Here is a 22,689-nt window from a genome sequence, read left to right as displayed (position 1 = left end):
GGGAGCGGACGGATCGATGCGGAAAGGGGCGACGCCGGACTCTCCGCATCGCTTCGAGGTCCGATGCTACTAGCAGGTAACGTGCTACTCCACCTCTCGGCGAGCAGAATACTGCTCTGATCGGGGCAGGAGCCCGACCGGGAATCCTCACAGCAGACAGGAGTATGCTGACGTGTTGGGTCGTTCGGCCCGAAGAGTCTCGAAAGGCGGTGATGGCGATGTCCGGTGATAGTTACGACGCCGCCTTCGCTGCGTCGCGACTCCCTGCGCTCGCGCGTTGACCTTCCGGTCCGCTTTCGCACGTCCTTCTCCGCAGCCGTCGGCGGCGTCATCCGCCCCCTGACGAAACCCGCGCACGGAGCTCTCTGCTGCCGTGCACCTGCGAGAACGGAGCCGCATGATGGCGCTCATCGACAACGGCGTGTACGTCCACGGACGTCGCGTGGAGACCCCCAAGAACCTGGACGAGACCTACCGGATGCTGGACGCCGCCGGGGGCATCGCCTGGATCGGCCTGTACCGGCCCAGCCCCGAAGAGGTGGCGTCCGTCGCGCGCGAGTTCGACCTGCATCCCCTCGCCGTCGAGGATGCGCTCTCAGGCCACCAGCGCTCGAAGGTGGAGCGCTACGGCGATACCCTGTTCGCCGTGCTGCGCCCCGCGCGCTACCGCGACGAGCAGGAGTCGATCGAGTTCGGCGAGCTGCACCTGTTCGTCGGCCCCGACTTCGTGGTGACGATCCGGCACGCCGAGTCGCCCAACCTCGCCGCCGTGCGCGCCCGCATGGAGGCGAACCCCGAACTGCTCGCGATGGGGCCGGAGGCCGTGCTCTACGCGATTCTCGATGAGGTCGTCGACGGCTACGAGCCGATCGTGGCGGGTCTGCTGAACGACATCGACGAGATCGAGGACCAGCTCTTCGGCGACGGCGACGACGACAGCGCGCTCTCCCGCCGCATCTACGAGCTGTCCCGCGAGGTCATCAACTTCCAGCGCGCCGTGCACCCGCTGAACGGGATGCTGGAGTGGCTGCGTCGGGGATCGGCGAAGTACCGCATCGACGAGGAGCTGCAGCGTTCGCTGCGCGACGTGCTCGACCACACGATCCGCGTCAACGAGAAGATCGACTCGTTCCGGGCGATCCTCGAGAACGCGCTCACCGTGCACTCCGCGCTGGTCGCACGCCGCCAGACCGAAGCCGGGCTCGCGCAGAACGACGAGATCAAGAAGATCTCCTCCTGGGCGGCGATCATCTTCGCCCCGACGCTGGTCGGCACGGTGTACGGGATGAACTTCGACGTGATGCCCGAGCTGCACTGGGCCTTCGGCTACCCGATGGCCATCGGCGCGATGGTCGCGTTCGCCGTCGGCCTGTTCGGGGTGTTCAAGTACAAGAAGTGGCTCTGAACCGACCGCCTCAGGCGAGCGGCTCTCCCGTGCTGATGAAGCGGGGGTCGTTGCGCCGGGCGAAGCTCCGGGCGCTCTGCGCCGACAGGGCGAGCAGCACGAGGATGTCGAGCGCGACGCTCGCGAGCGAGGTGCGGAACGTGACGGGGATGCCGGCGTTCCACCAGTCGAGGAAGACGACGATGATGCTGAGCGAGGCGAAGCTCATCGCCACGATGCGTGCCCAGTTCGACCCGGTGAACACCAGGCCGGCGAGCACACCGTAGAACAGGTACCAGACGCCGAGCGCGCTGAACCCGACGATGAGGAGGATGTCGGCGACATCCGGTGGAACCAGCACGGTGCCGTCGCCGGTGGAGAAGATCTCCTCCCTGATCGCCGTCCAGTTCAGCACGTAGACGAGGATCGAGACGAACCCCCAGATCACCCGGAGCGACATCAGCACCGCGCCGAGGCCGGTGGCCAGAGGCCGCTTCACGACAGACCTCGCAGCTCGGTGACCGGCGCCTCTTCGACGGCCTCCTCCGCGGCATCCGCCGACCGCGCCTGCACCACGCGGCGGAGATCGACCACGGGCAGATCGCCATCGGTGTGGATGCTGTCGCCCCCGCCGTTCCGGGAGTGGTATCCCGTGGAGAAGTCACGGATGATGACGATGCGCACCCCGGTGTGCGCCTCGCGGAGCGTGCCGACGATGTGATCGCGTTCGATGTCGATGTCCGCATCGATCTTGTGGGTGATCTGCAGGGTGAACAGCGAGAACCCGACTGCACGGTCGAACGTTCCGGCGGCCACCCAGTCGACACGGTGCCCACCTGGCAGCATCCAGCCGTCAGGGCAGCGCCAGAATCTGACATGGTGCCGCTTGGCCGGGTTGCCCTCGACCTCCTGCTGATAGGCGAGATCCTGCCGTCTCCCGAACAGGAAGAGCGGGCTGACCGGTGCCTCGTCGTAGCTGCGCCTGAGCATGGTCGACGACACGATGCGCCAGGTCGATGCGGCGGTGATGTCATCGGCGCGTGTCCACCCGGCCTCGGCCATGCACCGGGTGAGCTGCTCCTCGGTGCCGAGGACGGCGAGGTTCACCGGGTCTCCGAGCAGGCCGTCGCTCGTTCGCGCCCGCCCAATGAAGTAGCTGGGCACGTAGATGCGCGTGAGGATGGAGTGCAGTCTCGGCAGCACGAGGTAGGCGAGGATCAGCCAGAACGCCACCGCGAACCCGATGGCCCACCAGCCCCACGAGAACGCCTCCGTGATGATGAGATACGCGAGCCAGATCGCGGCGAGACCGGCGAACACGAAGAAGACGTCGTCGAGAGCCGCGTTGACGGAGAACCGTCGGCGCGGGACCAGAGGGTCCCGCCGCTTAATCGGTTCCGTCATGTCCACATCCTAGGAACTGCGCGCTCGGGTGAGAAGACGCCGAGGGACCGCCCCCTCAGCGCGACCTCTCCTCTGCCGAGCCGAGATCCGCCAGGGCCAGCGCATCCGCTGCTCGCACGAGCGCGAGGTGCGAGAAGGCCTGCGGAGTGTTGCCGAGTTGCCGCCCCGCCACCGGGTCATACTCCTCCGACAGCATCCCCACGTCGTTCGCGAGCCCGCACAACCGCTCCATGAGGGCATGCCCATCCGCACGCCGCCCCGTCAACGCGTACTGCTCGACCAGCCAGAACGAGCACGCCAGGAAAGCACCTTCCGAGCCCGAGAGTCCGTCGACCCCCGTGCCGGTGCGATACCGACGCACGAGCCCGTCGGACATCAGCGTCTGCTCGATGCGTGCGACCGTCGCCAGCATCCGGGGATCATCCGGCCGGCAGTACCCCACCTGCGGAAGGAGGAGCAGCGAGGCGTCGACCTCGGTGGTCGCGTAGTGCTGCACGAAGTGACCGTCGACGACACCGTCGCGATCGATCTCCTCGCGCATCCGATCCCGCAGCCCGCGCCAGCGCTCCACGGGGCCTTCGAGCCCGTGCTCCTCGACAGCGCGCACCGCGCGGTCGAACGCCGCCCACATCATCACCCGTGAGTGCGTGAAGAGACGGGGCTCACCCCGGATCTCCCACAGTCCCTGATCCGGGCGCTCGATCTGCTCGGAGGCGAATCGGACCAACTCGCGCTCCAGCGGCCAGGAGAAGCCCGACTCGTTGAGTCCCGCCGCCCGCGCGGCCGACAGCGTCACCAGCACCTCGCCCACGACGTCGGCCTGATACTGGTCCGCCGCACCGTTGCCGATCCGCACCGGTGCGGAACCCTCGTATCCCGGGAGATTCGTCAGCACGCGCTCCACGAGATCTCTCTCCCCCGCCGGGCCGTACATGATCTGGAGGTCGGCAGGATCCCCGGCGACGGCCCGCAGCAGCCATTCCCGCCACTGCCCCGCCACCCCGAGGAACCCGTGGGCGAGCAGCGCTTCGAGGGTGAGGGCGGCATCGCGCAGCCAGACATAGCGGTAGTCCCAGTTGCGCACGCCCCCGATCTCCTCCGGCAGGGCCATGGTCGCCGCGGCGGCGATCCCGCCCGTCTCGTGGTTGGTGAGTGCCCGCAGGATCAGCAGCGACCGGACCACCTCGTCCCGGTGCGGGCCGTCGTGCGAGATCCGATCGGCCCAGTCCTGCCACCAGGCCTTCGTGGCGTCCAGCTCGTTCTGCACGTCGAGCGCATGGGGGAGGTCGAGGTGCGAGGGGAACCACGTCAGCTGCAGGTCACGCACCTCTCCGGCGTCGACCGCCAGCTCGCCCCGGTGCTGATGGTCGATCGGCTTCAGCGGTGCACCGCGCAGGGCGAGGGCATCCGGGCCACCCATCGCGACCAGACATGGGTCTCCCTCCGGCCCGACCTGGCGCACCCAGGGCATCACCCTGGCGTAGTCGAAGCGGATGCTCAGCCGCTGCTCGAAGACCATGGAGCCGCGCACTCCCACGATCCGGCGGACCAGATCGGTCCGCCGGATCGCCGCATCGGGATCGAGTCCCATCGGCATGAAGTCGTGCACCTCGGCGACCGCATCGCCGCTCTCCCATCGGGTGACCAGCACGAAGGTCTCCCGGTCGTAGCGTCGCGTGCTCGTCGCAGCGGGGTCGGTCGGATGCAGCAGCCACCGCCCGTGGGACTCGTCGCCGAGGATCGCCGCGAACGTCGATGCCGAGTCCAGCCGCGGCAGGCACAGCCAGTCGATGCTGCCCGCGCACGACACCAGCGCCGCCGTGCGGCAGTTGCTCAGCAGCGCGTAGTCCTCGATGCGGACGCCCGCCTCATCCCCCACGGCGCCTCAACCCCTCGGGCCGGACGATCGGAGGACGATGTCGGCGATGTCGATGTCCGCGATGTCGATGTCCGCGATGTCGATGTCCGCACTGTCGAGCAGCGACACGGCCCTCGAGCCCGCTCCCGTGGCGCGGACGCCACCGGCTATCGACACCTCGCCCACACGTCCCCCCACTTCCAGTGTGACCACGTTAGCCCCCGCGGTGACGAGCCGTCCGCCGATGCGGAGCGCGTCGACGGATCCGGTCCCCGTCACGCTCAGCGCGATCGCCGGGAGCATCATCTGCACGCCTTTGACGAGGCTCAGCCCCTCACCGCCGCTCGTCGTGACATCGCCATCCACCGCAAGCCTCCCCATCGGCCTGCTGATCTGGATGCCGATCGACCCGTCGCCCGTCGTGCGGATGCTCTGGAACCTCGCCTCCCGCAACGTGCCGTCGTAGAGGTTGAAGCCCCGGGCGCCCCTCCCCGTCGTGACGATCGGCGCGCGCACGTCGAGGGTGTCGATATCGCCGAAGTTCACGACCCCGATACCGCTCGGCCCGTGCGACGCAACCTCTCCCGTGGCGATCCAGGTGCCCACCGATCCCCAGTTGTCGAGCACCATGTCGTTCGGGCCGTACGTCGTGACGGCCCCCGCGGTGCGCACCGCGTCGACCGTCGCCCCGCTGAGCACGAACACCCCGGCCGAGATCAGGTCCGGCGTCCCCGCCGGGATCGCCCCGTCCGTGTGCACCTCTCCGGTGCGCAATCGGGTGACGTGCACGGTTCCGCCCGCACCGCGCCCGTCCCGACCTCCGTGTCCCCCGACGAAGATCCCGCTTCCGTACACCGGCTCGGCCTCCGTCCCCGCAGAGATCTCGAGCAGTTCGGCTGTCAGCTCCACCTCGGGATCCGCCTGCCGGTTCCACAGCGTGAAGCCTCCTTGCAAGACGTCCACGCCGAACCCGTGCGGACGGTGGAACCGTCCACGCAGGTCGGCGGTGATCACCCGCACGTTCTCGGCCTGCACGTGCCCGGCACGCACACGGTCCTCCGCCAGGATGACGATCTGCCCCCGCGTGGTGACGTTGCGCAGCGTGAGGGTGCCGAGATCGGTCACCCCCGTGTCGTTGAGGATCGCCGCCTCCTCATCGGCCGTCAGGATCGAGATGTCCTCGAGCGTGTTGTCCGAGGTGAGGCGCACACCCCTGGCCCCGAACTGCAGGGTCCCTCCGCGAAGACTCACACCGGGCGCGAGGGTGAACCCCGGCGCCCCGACGATCACCCCGCGCACCTCGATGTCCTCGACACCTGCGCTGACGGCGGCCAGCAGCTCCCGAGCCGTCGAGACGGTCACCGCGTGTTCGCTCATCGTTCTACTCGGCCGTCAGCAGCGCGACGTTCTCCTGAGCCCACGTGCGGAAGTCCTTGAGCCCGGGAACGAGTTTCCGCAGTGACGTCAGGTCACGCGCCCCGGTGAACTCGGCGTCGAAATCGCCGTAGTACTGGAACATGTTGCCGAACTCGTCACTGCCGGGAGCGCCCGAGCTGCGCGCATCGTCGTACGCGATCGACCGGAATCGCACGGGTTCCCCGAGCACGTCGCTCAAGACGGACGCGTACTCGGCTCCCGTCAGGTGGTCCCCCGCCAACCCGACCGTCCGGCCGATGTACTCGTCGCCCGCGGCCAGGATCGCGAACGCGGTCCGTCCGATGTCCGAGACGTCGACCGCCGACATGCGCTTCCCGTCCTCGAGCGGAAGCGTCAGCGTCAGCACACCGTCGTCCTCTCGACGCGCGCCCATCGCGGAGGCCGCGAGGTTCTGGAAGAAGAATGCCGTGTTCAGGTAGGTGGTCGGCACTCCTGCCGCGGCGAAGAAGGCGTTGCCCTCGCCCTTCGCGTCGAAGTGCGGCACGTTGTAGTGATCCTGCAGCACAGGCATTCGCGGGTCTTCCAGGGGGAGCAGATCGCGCGTGTCCTCCAGCGTCGACCACACCACGTGGCCGACGCCGCTCGCGGCGGCGGCGCGGGCGAGCGTCGCGATCTCCGCGAGCTCCCTGGCAGCGGATCCGTGCGCCCAGAAGTTCGTCACCAGGAACGCGCCATCGACGCCGGTGAGTGCGGCGACCACGCTCGGCTCGTCGGCGAAGTCGGCCTGCACCACCTCCACTCCGCGTGCGGCGAGCGCGCGTGCGGCCGGGGACGCCGGGTCGCGCGTGAGCGCGCGGACGGCGAATCGCTGCTCGGGGTCGGCGAGGATGGCGTCCACGACGCCACCGCCCTGGGAACCGGTCGCACCGGCGACCGCGATCTTCTTCTGTTCGTTCATCGGCTTTCCTTCTGTTGCTCTTCGTGCGGTTGCAGTTCGTGCGGTTGCGGGTTCGGGAAGATCCATCACAGGGCGGCGCGGGCCTCCTCCGCGGTGACGGTCCGGCCGAGCCCACCGATCTCGTGCAGTTCGCCGTACACCTCGATGCGCACGGACTGGTCGAGTCCGCCGACGTTCACGGGTGCGAAACCGGCGGAGCGGATCAGCGAGGCGACGGCCTCCCCTGCCGCACCGTCGTCGGTCGCATAGAGGAGTGCGATCGCAGGATCCTGCCGAGCGCTCACCTTCATCGACTCCGCGCCCAGCGTTCCGAAGGCCTTCACGAGGGATGCTCCGGCGGGGAGCTTCTGGGCCAGGATCTGCCCCGAGGACTCCTCGGGCGCGAGGATCTTCACGTATCCGCCGTTCCCGTCCGGGCCGAGCGGATTGGAGGGATCGACGACGATCTTGCCGTCGAGAGCGTCGCGGTTCTCGTCGATCAGCTTCTTCGACACGTCGAACCAGACGGCGAGGATGACGATGTCGGCAGCGGCGATCGCGGCGGGCACCTCGGCCGCACGCGCACTTCCGCCGACCGCGGCGGCGAGCGACGCCGCCTTCTCCAGGTCGCTGCCGGCGATGATCAGGTCCTCTCCTCCGTCCGCGAGGTCCTGGGCGATGATGCTGCCGATCTTTCCGGTTCCGATGATGGCGGTGGTCATGGTGATCTCCTGTAGGTCTTGTGCGGTCGGTGCTATGCGGACTTGTTGAACATGTAGCGGCTGATCTTCCATCGGCCGTCTTCGACGGCGAAGGTGAACAGCTCGCGATTCGACTCCGGCGTGGTGGTCGACGTGGCGCGGACGGTCTGGGTTCCGTTGCTGCGGGTCAGCGCGGCGGCTGCGGTGTCGCTGAACACGGTCACCTCGTCGATCGTGAACACCACCGCGAGGTGGATCGCCGCGAACACGGCGTCGTAGGCCTGTGTGAGCTCCGGGCCCACGGCCGTGGGCAGCATCGTCGGCATGAACACGCCGTCTTGCGTGTAACATGACACCGCAAGCGCGGTGTCATCGGTATTGAGTGCCCGCTCGTAGGTGGCGAGCAGCTCGCGGATATCTTCTTCGGCTGACATGGTGTCCCTCTCGGTTCCTGCGATGCCTAGATTACTTTCCGTGGAAAGTATATGGTCGGAGTACGGTAACCGATCCCACGCAGGAGGTATTCCCATGACCACGAAACCGACGATCATCCTCGTTCACGGATTCTGGGGCGGCGCCGCCCACTGGGCGAAAGTCATCGTCGAACTGCGGCGGCGCGGGTACGAATCGATCCAGGCGGTCGAGAACCCGCTCACCTCGCTCGCCGACGACGCGGAGCGCACGCGCACGATGATCCGGCAGGTCGACGGCCCTGTCCTCCTGGTCGGGCACTCCTACGGCGGGGCGGTCATCACCGAGGCAGGAGACCTGCCCAACGTCGTCGGACTCGTCTATGTCGCGGCCTTCGCTCCGGATGCGGGCGAGAACCCCGGGCAGATCAGCGCGGAGCACCCGCCCGCAGCGTTCGAGAACATCGCGCCGGACAGCGACGGCTACCTCTGGGTCACCCAGGACAAGTTCCAGGAGAGCTTCTGCCAGGATCTGACGGACGATGAGGCGCTCGTGATGGCCGTCACCCAGAAGGCGCCGCTCGCCTCCACGTTCGGCGACGACGTCACCGCACCAGCCTGGAAGGTCAAGCCCACCTGGTACCAGGTGTCGACCCAGGACCGCATGATCCACCCCGACAACGAGCGGCGCATGGCGGCGCGGATGTCACCGCGCAAGATCGTGGAACTGGATGCCAGCCATGCCTCGCTGGCCTCGCACCCCGCCGCGATCTGCGATCTGATCGACGACGCGACAACCGCCATCGCCGGCGCCTGACCCCCGATCGACCGTCGGATGCCACGGGCCCACGCCGCGGCGTCCGACGGTCACTTCTCGTCGGGGCCGCTGATGTGGTCGAGCAGCTCGTCGAGCGTCTCGAAATCGATGCTCTCGGAACCGTCGAGCTCTCGCACCTCGACCCCGTCGACGTCGAGCTGGTCGTCGAGCTGCACGAGGATGCGCGACTCGGGGAACTGCTTCGGCGCGACGAAGGCGAGCAGCACGGCGTCGGCGAACACCACGACCGAGGTCGCCTCGAGGTCGTCTCGCAGATCGATCTGCTCGACCACGGACTCGTCATCCACCGCATCATCGATGTCGGTCGCCACCTCGTCGATCACCGCGCGCCAACGGGATTCCCCGACGGAGAGGATGCGCGAAACGGCCGCGATCAGCACATCGAGATCGACGTCGTCGCCGTGTTCGTCATCGTCGTCGAGCTCCGGGTCGATGTTGACGTTGACCACGGTTCCCGCCGCGTCGATGCTCGCCCGTCCGTAGACGAGGCCGTTCTCGGCGATGGGATCTTCGAGCAGCCCGCTCTCGACGATGCGGGCCAGGAGGGAATCGAGCGCAGGCGAGGTCATGCCTCCAGTCTTTCGCATCGCCCGGGTTCCCGGGCGGTCATCGCGCGCGAAGGAGGGGAGCGAGGAGCACACCGACGGCCGCCAGACCGGCAGCCGCGACGAGCACCCCGGGCGCTCCGGCCTGCGCGTAGGCGAAGCCGGCAGCCACGGGACCGACGAACGCCCCCAGGTTCAGCGCTGCCGTGGCATAGGCGCCGCCGAGGACCGGGGCACCCGACGCCTGCCCGACGATGCGGGCGATCAGGGCCGAGCCCACGGCGAACGACAGCATGCCCCCGGCCGCGGCGCCGAAGAACACCCCCGGCACGGAATCGACGGACAGGGCGAACACGCTCCAGGCCATGGCCGTCACCGCGGCACCCACCACGATCCAGCCCCGCTCGAAGCGGGCCGCCCATCGGCCGGTCGCGGAGACACCCACGAAGGCTCCCACCCCGAAGGCGGCGAGCAGCAGGGGGATCCCGGTCTCCTCCACCCCGGCATCGGCACCGATCACAGCGAGGAATGTGAAGACGCCGAAGGTCGCGGCGTTCACGATCACCGCGAGCACCACGGCGACGACCACCGGGCGACGCCTCAGTTCCCCGAGCTCTGCACGCACGGCGATCCTCGGCGAACGCGGCACCGCGACGAGAGTGCGGTCCCGCAGCAGGGCGACCACAGCGGGCAGGCACAGCAGCGCGACGGCCCAGAAGGTCGAGCGCCAGCCGTACGCATTCGCGAGCGCCGCACCGGCGGGGACGCCGACGATCGTGGCCAGGGTCGTGCCCGAGAGGAGGACGGCGACGGCGCGCGTCACCGTCGCCGGATCGACGACGGCCCGGACCGTCGCCAGAGCGATCGCGAGGAATCCCGCGTTCGCCAGGGCAGCGAGCACGCGCGTCGCGAGCAGCAGCCAGAAGGAGGACGCGAGCGCGCCGACGAGGTGCGCGGCGATGAAGACCACCAGCAGCAGCACGAGAGCGCGCCGCGGAGCCCAACGGCTGGCGAAGACCGCCATGGTCGGGGCGCCGATCACCATGCCGACCGCGAAGGCCGAGGTCAGCAGGGCCGCCGTCGACGGATCGACATCGAGATCGACGGAGAGGGGGAGGAGGAGGCCGGCGAGCATGAACTCGCTGGTGCCCTGGGCGAAGATCGCCAGAGCCAGGACGGGGACGAGCAGGGGCATGGAGCATCCAGACACGAAGACGCCGCTCGAATCGCACAGCGCGATGAACAGCGGGTGAGAAGGGTCGACAGCGGATGCGGGGAGCGCGCGGAAGGCGCTCGACCCGCGATCTACGGTCTGTCGGACTCAGGGCTCACGGTCCCAACCTAGCCGATGCCGAAGGGGCCGCCCATCGGGACGACCCCTTCGGTGTTGCGGTCACGCGCTCAGCGCGCGCTGCCGTAGTAGGTGATTCCGGGGAATGCGAACCCGTCCCCGTTGCCGCTCCAGACGCCGGTGAACGTCAGCACGACCTTCTGCCCCGAGGCCAGCGGCCCCTTCCAGTCGATGCTGCTGCCGTTAACGGTGACGGCGCCGCTGGTCGCGGTGAGGCTGGCCTGGTTCCACGACGAGTCGTCCAGAATCCCGGCGATGTCGAACGCGAGCTCCGCGTTCGCCGAGTCGACGTTGCCGTTGTTCCCGTACTCCATCCGATACGTCACGGCCTGGCCGGGAATCGGGTCGGTCGGGGTCGAGTTGAACGTGTACTGGAAGAACTCGCGCTTGACCATGTCGGTGTCGTCGTCGCATGCCTTCGCCGCGTTCGCGCCGGCCACGCAAGCCGTGTTCGTCAGAGCACCGGGTGCTGCCGACTGGTTGACCTTCGCCTTGACCGTGAGGACGATCGACTGCCCAGGGGCCACTGACCCGAGGCTGGCCGTGACGGTGCGCCCTGTCGCGGTCACGGTGGTTCCGGCCGGGCCGCTGCCCGAGACGAAATCGAGGCCGGCGGGGAGCTGGTCGCTCACGACGACGCCCTGAGCCTGTCCATCACCCGTGTTCTTCACGACGATGTCATAGGTCAGTGCCTGTCCCAGTGAGACGTCGCCCTGGTGATCGTCCTTGACGATCGTCAGAACGGGCGTCGTGGGCTTGTCGATCCTCGTGTCATCCCAATCGCATGCCTGGTTCGAGGAGGTGGCGACGGCGCAGGCGTTGTTGCGCAGCGTTCCGATCGGTGCCGTCGTGGCGATCGTGGCCTTGACGGTGAGCGTCGACGAGGCGCCGGGGGCGAGTGACGGGATGGTTCCTTGGACGTTCTGCCCGGCGATCGTCGCCTGCCCCGTGGTGCCGGCCGTGTAGGTCGCCGAGACCGGGGCGAGGCCCGCGGGCAGCGCATCGCTGATGGCCACGTTGTTGGCGGCCGCGTTGCCGGTGTTCTTCACGACGATGTCGTAGGAGAGCTGGTCTCCGATCACAGCGACGTCGCGGTGGTCGTTCTTGTCGAGGGTCAGGACCGGCTTGAGAGGAGCGTCCACATCGACGTCGATGCTGTGGAGGTCACTGGGGACCTTGGTCCACAGGGGGACAAGGCCGACGAACGCGCCCTTCGAACGCATCTTGATCTGGAAGTCGACCTTCGACACGACCCCGTTGATCTGCACGGTGCCCGACTTGGCACCGAGGTCGTTCGACGTGATGGTGGTGGCGGTCACATCGAGGTTTCCGGCGACACGGGAGAGGCTCACCCCCGGTGTCTGCAGGGTGTACTTGGCGGAACTGGTGACGACACCACCCAGCGCATAAATATCACCGCCCAGGTTGGCGAGCGAGATCTTGGGGTTCGTCACGCGCTGACCGAAATCGACGGTGACGACACCGCGGACGCACTCCGCGCCGTTCGCGCACGGGAAGAGCTCCGGCGCACCAATGATGTTCAGACCGAACTCGCCGCCATTCCGCACGGTGGCGAGGTCGACGACGTCGCCGGACCCCTTCACCTGGACCTTGTCGCTGGTGCTGATGGTGACGGTGGCGCCGGCCGCGGATGCGGTACGGGTGTCGCCGGATCCGGCCCACCCGTTCACATCAGCAGCGCTGGCCGCCGGAGCGGCGGCGAGGGCACCGACCGCGAGGGCCGCGAGCAGCCCTCCGGCCAGCGCGCCCCGGAGGAGTGATGTTCTTTTCACGATGTTGTCCTTTGATTGCTCGAGTGGGAGTGCTCTGGTGAGAAGGGTCGAAGGTCAGCTGTCCGCTGAGGCACGACGACGCAGGACGATGGCACCCGCGGCTCCGGCCGCGAGCACACCGGCACCGACGAGACCGATGGTCGGATCGATCAACGGCACGGCGGGGCGCTCGGCGAACGTGTGGGCGTAGGAGTAGGTGAATCGCGGATCGTCGGTGAACACGCCACCGGAGTACAGGACCTGAGCACTGTTCGTGATCGTCGGCCCCCAGTAGCCCCCGTCCACCTGGAAGGTCGCCACGGGCTTCACGATCCGTGTGGAACCGTCGTGAGCGACGTTGAACGTCCACACCACGTTGCCGTCGACGAGCACGCCGCCCTCGGTCGCCGAGACGAAGCTCGTGTGCGCGGGAACCGGGAGGACGACTCTGTACACGCCGTCGATCTGTTCGTCGTTGACGAGCTGCACGACGGCCCCCTCGCTGATCATCGATTCCGGGGTCACCCCCTGGGCGGCCGTCTGGGTGGCCTGTCCGAGATAACCGCGAACCTGCGGTGGTGCGACCGGATCCGTGTTGGTCGTGGTGGCGGTGGTCGCGGACGTGGCGTCCGGCGGGACCGGCTGCTCGGCGGCGAAAGCCGCCTGGCCGCCGAATACAGCCCCTCCTGCGATCAGCAGGCCGAGACCGGTTGAGCATGCGGACGTGAGGATCTTGTTCATCCTGTGCCCCTTTCATCATCTGGTGGAGGCGAGCAGGACTGCTGCGCCTCCCACTAGACGGAAGGAGTGCTGTTCGGTTACGCCCGCCGGCCCCGCGATCTACGGCGGTTCGGATCCCGACGGAACAGGTGGAGGTCGGCGATCACCACGACGAAGACCAGATAGGCGGCGCTGAAGCCGATGATGCTGAGCACCGAACCGATCAGTCGGTGCGTCAGCTCGTAGCCCACCTCGAACCCCAGCGCCTGCGATCCGAGGGCGATCACCCCGAGACGGAGCTGGTTCGTGACGAAGATGAGCACGACGGAGAGGAGCAGAGACTTCACGACCTGCCTCCAGCGCACTCGCGTCGTGGCGAGAATCACGCCGCTGAGCGCCAAGAGGGGCGCGGTGAGGAAGGCGACGGTGCACTCGATCGTCACCATGAATGCGACGGTCCGGCCCGGCTCGACTTCGAGGATGTAGTAGTTCAGGTAGTGGCGCACACCGCCGGGGACGAACGGTGTGAGCCACGAACCGGCCACACCCGCCTCGAAGATGCGAAACCGTTCTTCGAGGAGCACGAGGAGCACGGCGGCGACGATCAGCAACACTCCGACGGTGTATCGAGCCGCGATGTCGGCCGGGGCACGGCGTGATTCCTCGCGATCGCTGCGGCTGCTGCCTCGTGCGTCCGGATTCAGAGCGAGCGTGTGCATCATGTGTCCTTCGCGATCGGTCCGGCGACATCGGTCTCTCCGTTGCGCCGAGTCTTCGCCCATCCGTTTCGACCGCGGAGGATCCGGTAGATGGCGCGAGCACCCGTCAGGTAGACGTAGTAGTCGTAGAGCCACATCCCGAATCCCCAGAGCACTCCGGTCCAGAATCCGGCCTGCGGTTCGCTGTAGCGACGGTAGAGCGGCCCCCAGATGAAGAAGGGGCCGATGCCGAACAGGAGGTAGAAGATCGCGAGGAGGAGCACGGAGCTCGGGGGCAGGGTCACCGCACCGGACAGGAGGCCGACGGCTGCTCCGATCACCAGCAGGACGGCCGCGGCGCTGGCGACGACCTGGAACAACGGCAGCATCAGGTAGTAGCAGACCTCCAGGACACCGGCGTTGGAGAGTTTCGTCGAACGCGCGATCTCGGGGATGTAGCGGATGCACTGCATGTTGCCCTGCGCCCAACGGGTGCGCTGGACGGTGAAGCGCCGGAAGTCGTGCAGAGCCTCCTGAGCGACGAAGGTGTCGTGGAGGTGCCTGTTCTTATGTCCCGCGAGGAGCACGTGGATCCCCAGCTCGTAGTCTTCGAGGAGCGACCCGTGCCAGGGCCGATCGGACCGCTCGGCGATGTCGTCCAGCACGGAGAGCCGAGTGAACTGCCCGTTTCCGCCGAGGCCGACGGTCTGGGTCCAGCCGCGAAGCGACTGGACCGCCGCGATCGGGCCTCGGAATTCGAGGTCCTGCATCCTGATCAGGAATCGTCCGAAGGTGTTGCGGGCCCACCCCGCTCCCTCGACCGGATGCCGGTCATCCCGATTCTTCATGAAGACCGTGACCTGGGCGGCGCCCACCTCTGGATCACCGAAAGCATACGGAGAGGCGGCCTGGCGGAGGATGTTCTCCGCCACTTCACCATCGGCGTCCACGACGCAGACGACGACGCGGGTTCGATCCGTGTCGCCGGGAAGGAACGCGTTGAGCTCGAAATAGGCGGCATTGAGAGCATCGCCCTTTCCGGTGCGGGCCTCGGGACGCCGCCGCTGGACGAGGTGCACGTAGGGATCCGCATCGGCGGCGGCCTGCACGAGCGCCGCCGTCCGATCATCGCTGTCGTCGTCGATCACCCAGACGTGCGCTTCGGGAACCGTGGTGCGAAGCATCTCGATGGTGCGTCCGATCACGACCTCCTCGTCCCGACAGGGGACGAACATGTGCCAGTCGAACAGATCCACCCTCCCTTCCGGGTCGGGTGTGCGACGCAGGAAGGGCACGACGATCATGAAGACATAGACGAGGAATGTCAGGGTGACGAGGAAGGAGATGGCGTTAGCGGCAGCGATCATGTGGCTCTCGCGACTCAGGAGCGACGACACGCAGGAGATGCCGACGCCAGACCAGAAACGCCCCGGCTCCCACAGCGACTGCGCCGAGGACCGCCCAGACGATCACGGAGTCGGGCCCGGTCATCGCGAGCACCCCGACCACGGCCACGGGCGCGGAGACTTCGCTGCTGTACATCACGCCTCCTCGGTGAACAGATCGGCCACGACCGAGTGGATGTGCGCGGCGATGCGTTCGGTCGCCCTGCCGTCGCCGAACGGCGAGGGCAGGGAACCCAGCGCGAGAAGAGTGTTCTTGACATCGGCGAGCAGGGTCGCGGTCTCCGCCGCGAGCGTCTGGGGCGTCACCAGCTTCGTGAAGGTACCGAGCGCCTCCGGGCGCTCGGTCGAGTCCCGGACGACGAGCACTGGACGCGCGAGGACGGTGGCCTCCTCCTGGATACCGCCGGAATCGGAGACCAGCACCGCGGCATGCGCGGCCAGAGCGAGGAACCGCTCGTACGGGAAGGGCTCCTCGGCGATCAGCGCGTCGAGAAGGTGCTCCGCGTCGAGGTCAGCAAGCATCGCGCGTGTCCGCGGATGCACCGGGAAGACGACCGGCCACCCCGATGACGCGATGTCGTTGAACGCGTGCAACGTCGCGAGCAGGTTCTCGGGCGAGTCGACGTTCTCCTGCCGATGCAGGGTCGCCAGCACGTATCGGTCGGGATAGACCCCGAGGTGGACGAGTTCCTCCACATCGGATTCGACCGAAGCCCTCTGCCGGAGCACGGCTTCGACCACGGGGTTGCCCGTGACCAGGATGCGCTCGTCGGGGATTCCCTCGTCGAGCAGATTCGATCTGTTCGCCTCGGTCGCGGCGAAGAGATCGTCGGAGATGTGATCGACCATCACCCGGTTGTGTTCCTCCGGCATGCGGCGATCGTTGGCGCGCAATCCCGCCTCGACGTGCCCCAGACGCACTCCGGCGGCGTTCGCAGCCAGGGCGGCGGCGAATGTCGCGTTGGTGTCGCCCTGGACCACGACGTACTTCGGTCCGATCTGGCTGATCGCCTCGGCGATCTGCTCGGCACCGCGCCCGATCTGCGCCGCACGCGGCAGCCCGCCGACGTGGAGCTGACGGTGGACGCGGGCGATCCCGCACGACTGGAGGAAGACCGCCGACATCCCCCGGTCGTAGTGCTGACCGGTGTGGACGACGTACGCGGCATCACCGAGCCGACGGATGAGCGGCGCGAGTTTGACGATCTCGGGGCGAGTGCCGAACACGATCATGACCGAGGACGTCGGCAGTTCAGACGTTGGGGACGGGAAGGAGAGCTTCATTTTGGGTACCTCGAACAGCCCCCGGGGGAAGAATCCCCCGGGGCCGACACGGTGAGTGGTTAGTGGTTGGACTTGCGGCGAACGCCGGCGACGGTGAGGAATGCCCCAGCCGCGAGGAGGACGACCGCGGGGATCGCCAGAGCGAACGTCGCCCCGGTCTGGGCCAGCCCCGCCGGTGCGGGGGTGATGGCGGTCTCTGCGCACGACCAGGATTCGTCTCCGCCGCACGCGTGCGCCGCGGTGTGCGGAGGGAGCGCGGGCAGATCGGCCAGGTCGTCGGGGTAGGGCACCCCGGCCTGCTTCGCCGCGGTGCGCAGGGCATCACTCATGCTCTGGTCATAGGAGATGGTCGCGCGATTGACGACCTTGGCGGTCGTGCCCAGTGGCACCTGCGCCCGCATCGTCATGGTCGCCGTCTGACCAGGGAGGATCTGCTCCACCATCCAGCCGACCCGGTCCCTGACAGCGATGCCCCCCGTCGATGCGGAGATGAACCGTGCCCCATCGGGCAGGTCGTCGACGACCGGGATCTGCACGGCGGTACCGGGACCGGTGTTGGTCACGGTGATCGTGTAGTCGAGGATGGCCCCGGCCTGTGCAGTGGGCTGCTTCACGGTCTTGCTGATCTCCAGCGACGCACTCGCGGGGACGACCGTCAGCGCGCATGCCTGCTGGACGTCATCGGGACACGGGGTGATCACCGTCGGTGCCGGCGTGCCCGCGGGGGCATCGGCCGGATTCTGGACCGCGGCGCGATTCACGATGTTCGCCTCGTCGAGCCCACCCGGAGTCGTTCCGGTCACGTGCAGCTCCACCACGCCGCCGGCGGGCACCTCGGGGACGGTCCAACGGACCACGCCTTCGGCGACCACACCCCCTCGATCCGCGGATACCTGGGTGAGTGCGGCAGGAAGCAGGTCCCTGACCGGCACCCCGACAGCAGCGGTGGTGCCGGAGTTGGCGACGGTCAGGGTGTAGGTGAGCACCTCACCGTGTCCCGCGACCTGCTTGTCGACGGTCTTGGACACCGACAGCGCAGGCAGCGCGGCGATGACGGTGGAGGCGCACGCAGCGGCCGAGTCGTCGGCGCACGGCGTCGTGTACGCGGGAGCGGGGGTCTCGGCGGGTGCGTCGGCGGAGTTCTTCACGACGGCCCGGTTCACGAGGGTCGTGCCCGCGCCGGAGCGGTCCACGGTGCCACGCACATGCAACTGGCTCTGACCGCCGGCGGGGATCTCGTCGACGGTCCAGGACACGCTCGCGTCGCCGATGTCTCCCCCCTGCCCTGCGGTGACACCGGTCAGCCCGCGTGGGAGGGCGTCGGTGACGGGAACCCGGCGCGCAGCGGCGTCGCCCGTGTTCTTGACCGTGATGGTGTAGTCCAGCTCATCTCCGGGCACCGCAGCCGCCTTGTCCACGGTCTTCGAGACGGAGAGGCCGGGAAGGGTCGGAACGGGGGTCGCCGTCGCGGTCACCCCGAACGCGTAGCCGTCGAGGCCGGCCGCCTGGTCTGCGCTCAGCGCGAAGCGCGCCACGTCGAACACGATCCGGGTGATCTTGGTCCCCGGCACGGTGAAGCTTCCGCAACCCCCGGGCCGAGTCGGTGCGGAGCAGTTGATCTTCACGTCACCGCGATGAAAGCCGTCGCCACCGTCGGTGAATGTCGCGCCGGCCGACACGACGGCGGCCGTCGCACCGCCGTCAGCCGAGGAGAAGCGGATTCCGTCGGCGGCGGACCACCCGGTCGCGGCGCCCCCGTTGCCGGCACCGAACTCCGCGATGTGGATCGCAGGGTTGTCGACCGGACGATCGAATTCGACGGTGATCTGCCCGTCGGCGCATCGTGCGGCGCTCCCGCAGTCGCGACTGGAATGGATGTTGAGGACCGGAAGGTCCTTCGCCGATACGCCGTCGGCATACATGGCGTCGACTCCGCTCCATGCGCCGAGCGACTGCCCCTGGCCTCCGAAGACACGGGCGCCGTCGCCGGAGATCGTCGCGGTCGCGACGGTGCCGTCGGCGAGGGTGAAGACCCCGGTCTTGGGGTTCACGATGGTCGCGGCTCCTATCGCGGCAGACGCAGGAGCCGCGGACGCGACAGCTCCCATCGCGAGCAGGGTTCCGAGCAGGAGTGCGCTCGATCTCTTCCACATGGTGAGGTTGGTTCCAATCTCATGTTCCTGGCGGTTCGGGGAGGCGCCACAGGGGTGCCGCATGCGTACTGGACGCGGATTCCCGCGATCGATTACGCGAGGATCGAGATCAATCCACGACGACCACCTCCGCCCATGCGCTGCCCGAGACTCCGGCGATGTTGGACTGAGCGAAAGCGAAACCGATCGCTGTCCCCGACGGCACCGGGTAGGAGCTGACATCGATGCTCGCCTGCCACGTCTCGTCGGTGGTGCATGTTCCGGCGGCGACGGTGACCCCGTAGGCGGAGACGGAGACCTCGGCGCCGACCTCGCAACGCACCGAGGCGCTGATCCACTGGGTCCGCGTGACCTGGGAAGGGATCGAGAGGATCACCGGCGGGCCGGGGACCTGCGCAGGAGCGGGAGGAGGTGGGGGCGCAGCGGGGGGTGAGGAGGCCTGCGGGAGCGGGGTGGTCTCTGTAAGCGGCACGGCAGAGGGCTCGGCCGTCGGTGCCGCACTGGGGACGAGGGTGGGGAGATCGGTCGGGAGGGAACCGAAGCCGGGCCCCGCATCCGAGGAGTCGGTGTGCGCGAACGCCGTGGCAGCGACCGCACTGTCGTTGTTGTTCACGACGCTGCCGGTGACCCCGACGGCGAGCGCCGCAACCGTCACGATGGCCATTCCGACGAGGCCCGCTTTCGCCGCGGCGAGACCGGCGAAGGGCACCGTGACCGTGACGGGCATCGGGGCGGCTGTGGCGGAGGCTCCCTCGAGGGACAGCGATTGCCACACCTGAGCGCCCCCGCCGAGTGCGAGGCCTGCGGGGAACAGGATGGACAGCATCCGCGAGCTCGCCCGTCGGGCTTCCTCGGCCCCCGCGCGGCAGTCATCGCAGTGCTCGAGATGTGCACGGACCCGCTGATCGTCCCGGACGGTGAGGCGGCGGCGAGCGTGGGCCCCGATCTTGCCCAACGTCCACCGGCACTCCTTCGAGGTCGGGGGTCGCTCCTTCAGATGCGCGGCGATCCACGCCTGTCGGAGCCCTTCCCTGGCCCGGAACGCGAGCACGGCCGCGGCGCGTTCAGTGATCTCGAGGCGCTTTCCGATCTCCTGCATGGAGAGGTTCTCGACCTCACCGAACCAGAGGACCTCCTGCCAGCGCTCCGGGAGGGCGAGGATCGCCTTCGAGACCAGAGAAGCGTCGAAGTCGGCGTCTGCGGCGGCTTCGGTGGAGGCCGGGTCTTCGACCGTCTCGATGTGTTCGATGGGGACCTCGCGGCGGGCTCGACCCCAGCTGATCGCCAGGTTCCTCATCGTCGCGAAGAGATAGGGCTTGAACGCACTCTGGGGCCCTTTGCCGGCCTGCATCGCCTGATAGATACGGGTGAAGGACTCGGCGACGAGGTCGTCGGGGTCGGCCGACCACCAGTAGGTGCGGGCGACGGCTCTGGCCACGTGCTCATAGCGTCGCCAGAGTTCGGCATACGCACGCTGATCGCCCGTGCGTGCGCAGGCGAGGAGTTCGGCGTCCGCCTCCCGGCTCAGCTCCGCGTAGCGATGGTCTGTATAGCGATGGCTCATGTCGTCCCTTTCCCCCAAGGGCCTTGCCGGGATGCGCGGAAAGCAGCGATCCCGTGTGTTTCGCACCCCGAGGGTCCGCCAGCCGCATCGACTCGCGGACCCTGCCGGGGCCGTCGAACTAGTCGTGCGATCGGCGCAGTCGCCTCCTCACGACGAGGCTTGCGCCTCCCCCGAGCAGCAATGCTGCGAGCAGCAGGCTCGACACCGCCCCCTCGGTTCCGGTGGATGCCAGCGTCGAACCGGAAACGCCCGGATCCTTCGGCGTCACCGGCGGAGGCACGACCACGTCGACCGGGTTCTTCACGGCGACGGTGACGTTCTGATCGCCGACCGTGAAGCGCTCGGGACTGATCTGCGGCGCACCCCAGCTGATCCCCTCGATGGGCTTCGGAGCGCGCTCGCGGATCGTGACGTCGGCGCCGACGGGAAGCGCCGGCGCGGAGACGGATTCTCCCGCCGTCAGGGTGAGCTCTCCGGAACCTGCGGCGAAGCCGGGCCCTGCCGGGTACGAGTACTCGATGACGTAGACCGTGTCCGCTGGCACCCGGGTCGTCGCAGCAGAGGGACCCGAGACGGTCTTCACCGCGGAGAAGGGCTGACGCCGCAGCGTCGCGGTGTTGTTCAACGAGACGTCCACGGCGTTCCCGGCCTCGATCGCGAACGTCTTCGAGGAGAAGTCGGGCGCGGCCCAATCGAGATTCCCCGGGAGGCCGGCCAACGACTCGGAGAGCTCCACGATGCTGCCCACGGGGAACGCCGGGCTGGTCCAGGTCTCTCCCGCCTGGACGGCGAAGTCGCCGGTGACGGGAGTGCTACCGGGAATCGCGACCGAGTAGGCACCGCGGAAAGTGAGGTCGTCGAGGTTCGCGTCGTCTCCGCGAAGGTGCTTGGCGATCGTGAACGTGCCGACCTGGGTGCCCCCACCGGTTCCCGAGCCGCCGTGCCGCGTGACCTCCGACGTCGTCGTGGCCGTCGTCTGGGTTCCGACCTTGATGTCTGCGGCGTTCCGGTAGGTTCCGGCTGCTCCCCCATCGGTGACCTCGGAGAGGTAGTGGACGTTGTAGAAGTAGCCCTCCTCCGCCGTGAAGCTGACGGTGGCACCGTCCGCCGAGACGACGTAGTCGCTGAGGGGACGCTCGACGAAGGGTCCAGGGACGACGAGGCCGCCGGGGAGCGTCATGAGGGTGTTGGTCGCCCAGAGGCTCGGGAACCGCTCTCCGCTCGCCGAAACCGGGAGGAGGGCCTGGTTCGGTCCGAGGATGTCGTGGACCACCACTTCCTGGCCGCCCGTCATGCCCGTTGCGCCCGCGCCGACGGCGACATCCCAGAAGATCGTGTCGGTGCCGTTCTGATACTCACCGCTCTTGAAGTTCGAGCGACCGACGAAGTCGCAGTCGTCTGTGCACGCGAGTGCGGCCGGAGTCACCTCCACCGTGGCCGACGCGTCGCCGAAGTCGTACTCGACCGTGGTCTGCTCGGTCACCTCGGTGGTCACGGTCGCCCAGAACGAGAAGCCTCCGGAGAGGCCGACCGGATGGCTCTTCACGTACTCGCTGTCGAGATCGCACACGAGCTGATCCGCCGTGGTCACACAACTTCCCATCAGCGCTCCCCCCGCATCGAGCAGGGGGAACGCATCCTGCAGCCCCCGAAGACCCCCGGGGAGGTCGACGACGAACCCCGCAGGGGTGGCGGGGTTATCGGGCAGCGACCAGGAACCGGTCAGTTCGGCTTTCGTGCCGCTCTGGACGACGCCCTCGGTGAATTGCACGGCGTCGATCGACGCCTCCGTGGCGTACGGCGGCGCAGCCGAAGCCGGCGACGGCGCGATCACGAGTCCGATGAGTCCCGCGAGCAGGGCGAGGAAGGCGACGCCTCGGCGGGCGAGCCGCTGCGGCTGGGATTTCCGTGTTCGGGCAGGTGGCGGATCGGTCAACATGGTTCCTCCGGTGGCGGTCTTCGCGCATGAGCTTGCGTGCGCTGTGTCAGACAGGACTCGGCAGCCGCGGGGTCACTACGGCACCCGCGAGCTTTTTCGGAATCCGACAACGCCCCTTGGAGCTGACCTCTAACGTCCTCTGCGGTGCGGCCGATCGCTCGGGGCTCCGGTGCGATCGTGAGCGGTGCGCTCGGCACCGGCTGCGATGACGGCTCGGACCCGCACCGACAGTACGCGTCGACGCCCTCCTCGACCGCCCCTGCGCACGTGCGTATATCGGCGTTCTGGCATACGTGGTCGATCGCGGTACTGGTCCGCGTCCGCGTCGACGAATGCGGGGAATGTGCG

General features: G+C 68.2%; 20 protein-coding genes. 2 read left to right on the top strand and 18 right to left on the bottom strand.

Annotated elements, in window-relative coordinates; genetic code table 11:
• The first annotated feature begins 400 nt into the window (after positions 1 to 400).
• Positions 401 to 1,405, top strand: coding sequence for a magnesium and cobalt transport protein CorA (locus ABDC25_RS01080; protein WP_029258864.1), 1,005 nt, complete (start codon positions 401 to 403; stop codon positions 1,403 to 1,405).
• Positions 1,406 to 1,415: 10 nt separating this feature from the next.
• Here the strand turns inward: ABDC25_RS01080 and ABDC25_RS01075 are convergent, their stop codons facing one another.
• From ABDC25_RS01075 to ABDC25_RS01045, 7 genes are all read right to left on the bottom strand, one after another.
• Positions 1,416 to 1,883: a hypothetical protein gene (locus ABDC25_RS01075; RefSeq protein ID WP_021200210.1), complete on the bottom strand. Its 468-nt coding sequence runs from the start codon at positions 1,881 to 1,883 to the stop codon at positions 1,416 to 1,418.
• Entirely contained in the window at positions 1,880 to 2,788 is a 909-nt protein-coding gene (locus tag ABDC25_RS01070; RefSeq protein WP_021200209.1) for an LssY C-terminal domain-containing protein, read from the bottom strand. Before ABDC25_RS01070 ends, ABDC25_RS01075 begins: the two co-directional genes overlap by 4 nt.
• A 55-nt stretch (positions 2,789 to 2,843) precedes the next feature.
• Positions 2,844 to 4,667: a glycoside hydrolase family 15 protein gene (locus tag ABDC25_RS01065; RefSeq protein ID WP_021200208.1), complete on the bottom strand. Its 1,824-nt coding sequence runs from the start codon at positions 4,665 to 4,667 to the stop codon at positions 2,844 to 2,846.
• Positions 4,668 to 4,673: 6 nt separating this feature from the next.
• Positions 4,674 to 6,023, bottom strand: coding sequence for a hypothetical protein (locus ABDC25_RS01060; RefSeq protein WP_347124371.1), 1,350 nt, complete (start codon positions 6,021 to 6,023; stop codon positions 4,674 to 4,676).
• A gap of 4 nt (positions 6,024 to 6,027) precedes the next feature.
• Entirely contained in the window at positions 6,028 to 6,981 is a 954-nt protein-coding gene (locus ABDC25_RS01055; RefSeq protein ID WP_029258860.1) for an NmrA/HSCARG family protein, read from the bottom strand.
• A gap of 65 nt (positions 6,982 to 7,046) precedes the next feature.
• Entirely contained in the window at positions 7,047 to 7,682 is a 636-nt protein-coding gene (locus tag ABDC25_RS01050) for an NAD(P)-binding domain-containing protein (RefSeq protein WP_021200205.1), read from the bottom strand.
• Between the two features lie 32 nt (positions 7,683 to 7,714).
• Entirely contained in the window at positions 7,715 to 8,095 is a 381-nt protein-coding gene (locus ABDC25_RS01045) for a nuclear transport factor 2 family protein (RefSeq protein ID WP_167256360.1), read from the bottom strand.
• A 94-nt stretch (positions 8,096 to 8,189) separates the two neighbouring features.
• On the opposite strand from ABDC25_RS01045, the gene ABDC25_RS01040 reads away from it, so the two are divergent.
• Positions 8,190 to 8,888, top strand: coding sequence for an alpha/beta hydrolase (locus ABDC25_RS01040; protein WP_347124369.1), 699 nt, complete (start codon positions 8,190 to 8,192; stop codon positions 8,886 to 8,888).
• A gap of 50 nt (positions 8,889 to 8,938) precedes the next feature.
• Here ABDC25_RS01040 and ABDC25_RS01035 read toward each other — a convergent pair whose 3' ends face one another.
• The 11 genes from ABDC25_RS01035 to ABDC25_RS00985 form a co-directional block, all read right to left on the bottom strand.
• A complete protein-coding gene (locus tag ABDC25_RS01035) occupies positions 8,939 to 9,478 on the bottom strand; it encodes a hypothetical protein (protein ID WP_029265613.1) in 540 nt (179 codons plus the stop codon).
• A gap of 37 nt (positions 9,479 to 9,515) precedes the next feature.
• On the bottom strand, positions 9,516 to 10,649 hold the full coding sequence (locus ABDC25_RS01030; RefSeq protein WP_347124367.1) for an MFS transporter: 1,134 nt from the start codon (positions 10,647 to 10,649) through the stop codon (positions 9,516 to 9,518).
• A 206-nt stretch (positions 10,650 to 10,855) separates the two neighbouring features.
• Positions 10,856 to 12,598, bottom strand: coding sequence for a DUF11 domain-containing protein (locus ABDC25_RS01025; RefSeq protein ID WP_347124365.1), 1,743 nt, complete (start codon positions 12,596 to 12,598; stop codon positions 10,856 to 10,858).
• A 54-nt stretch (positions 12,599 to 12,652) separates the two neighbouring features.
• Entirely contained in the window at positions 12,653 to 13,318 is a 666-nt protein-coding gene (locus tag ABDC25_RS01020; RefSeq protein ID WP_347124363.1) for a hypothetical protein, read from the bottom strand.
• Between the two features lie 77 nt (positions 13,319 to 13,395).
• The gene (locus ABDC25_RS01015) at positions 13,396 to 14,019 is read right to left on the bottom strand and encodes an exosortase/archaeosortase family protein (protein WP_021200198.1); all 624 of its coding nucleotides are present in this window, start codon (positions 14,017 to 14,019) and stop codon (positions 13,396 to 13,398) included.
• A complete protein-coding gene (locus tag ABDC25_RS01010; protein WP_021200197.1) occupies positions 14,016 to 15,362 on the bottom strand; it encodes a glycosyltransferase family 2 protein in 1,347 nt (448 codons plus the stop codon). The genes ABDC25_RS01015 and ABDC25_RS01010 overlap by 4 nt, the downstream gene beginning before the upstream one ends.
• Positions 15,346 to 15,537: an LPXTG cell wall anchor domain-containing protein gene (locus ABDC25_RS01005; RefSeq protein ID WP_021200196.1), complete on the bottom strand. Its 192-nt coding sequence runs from the start codon at positions 15,535 to 15,537 to the stop codon at positions 15,346 to 15,348. Before ABDC25_RS01005 ends, ABDC25_RS01010 begins: the two co-directional genes overlap by 17 nt.
• Complete coding sequence (gene wecB / locus ABDC25_RS01000; protein WP_347124360.1) at positions 15,537 to 16,685, bottom strand: UDP-N-acetylglucosamine 2-epimerase (non-hydrolyzing); 1,149 nt, start codon at positions 16,683 to 16,685, stop codon at positions 15,537 to 15,539. Before wecB ends, ABDC25_RS01005 begins: the two co-directional genes overlap by 1 nt.
• Before the next feature lie 59 nt (positions 16,686 to 16,744).
• The gene (locus ABDC25_RS00995) at positions 16,745 to 18,838 is read right to left on the bottom strand and encodes a DUF11 domain-containing protein (protein WP_347124358.1); all 2,094 of its coding nucleotides are present in this window, start codon (positions 18,836 to 18,838) and stop codon (positions 16,745 to 16,747) included.
• A gap of 109 nt (positions 18,839 to 18,947) precedes the next feature.
• Positions 18,948 to 20,402, bottom strand: coding sequence for a sigma-70 family RNA polymerase sigma factor (locus ABDC25_RS00990; RefSeq protein WP_347124356.1), 1,455 nt, complete (start codon positions 20,400 to 20,402; stop codon positions 18,948 to 18,950).
• A gap of 118 nt (positions 20,403 to 20,520) precedes the next feature.
• Entirely contained in the window at positions 20,521 to 22,341 is a 1,821-nt protein-coding gene (locus ABDC25_RS00985) for a DUF5979 domain-containing protein (RefSeq protein WP_021200193.1), read from the bottom strand.
• Positions 22,342 to 22,689: the final 348 nt, after the last annotated feature.

It is taken from the genome of Microbacterium sp. SY138 (genome assembly GCF_039729145.1).
Lineage (GTDB): Bacteria > Actinomycetota > Actinomycetes > Actinomycetales > Microbacteriaceae > Microbacterium > Microbacterium maritypicum_A.
This window is presented reverse-complemented; position numbering and strand designations above follow the sequence as displayed.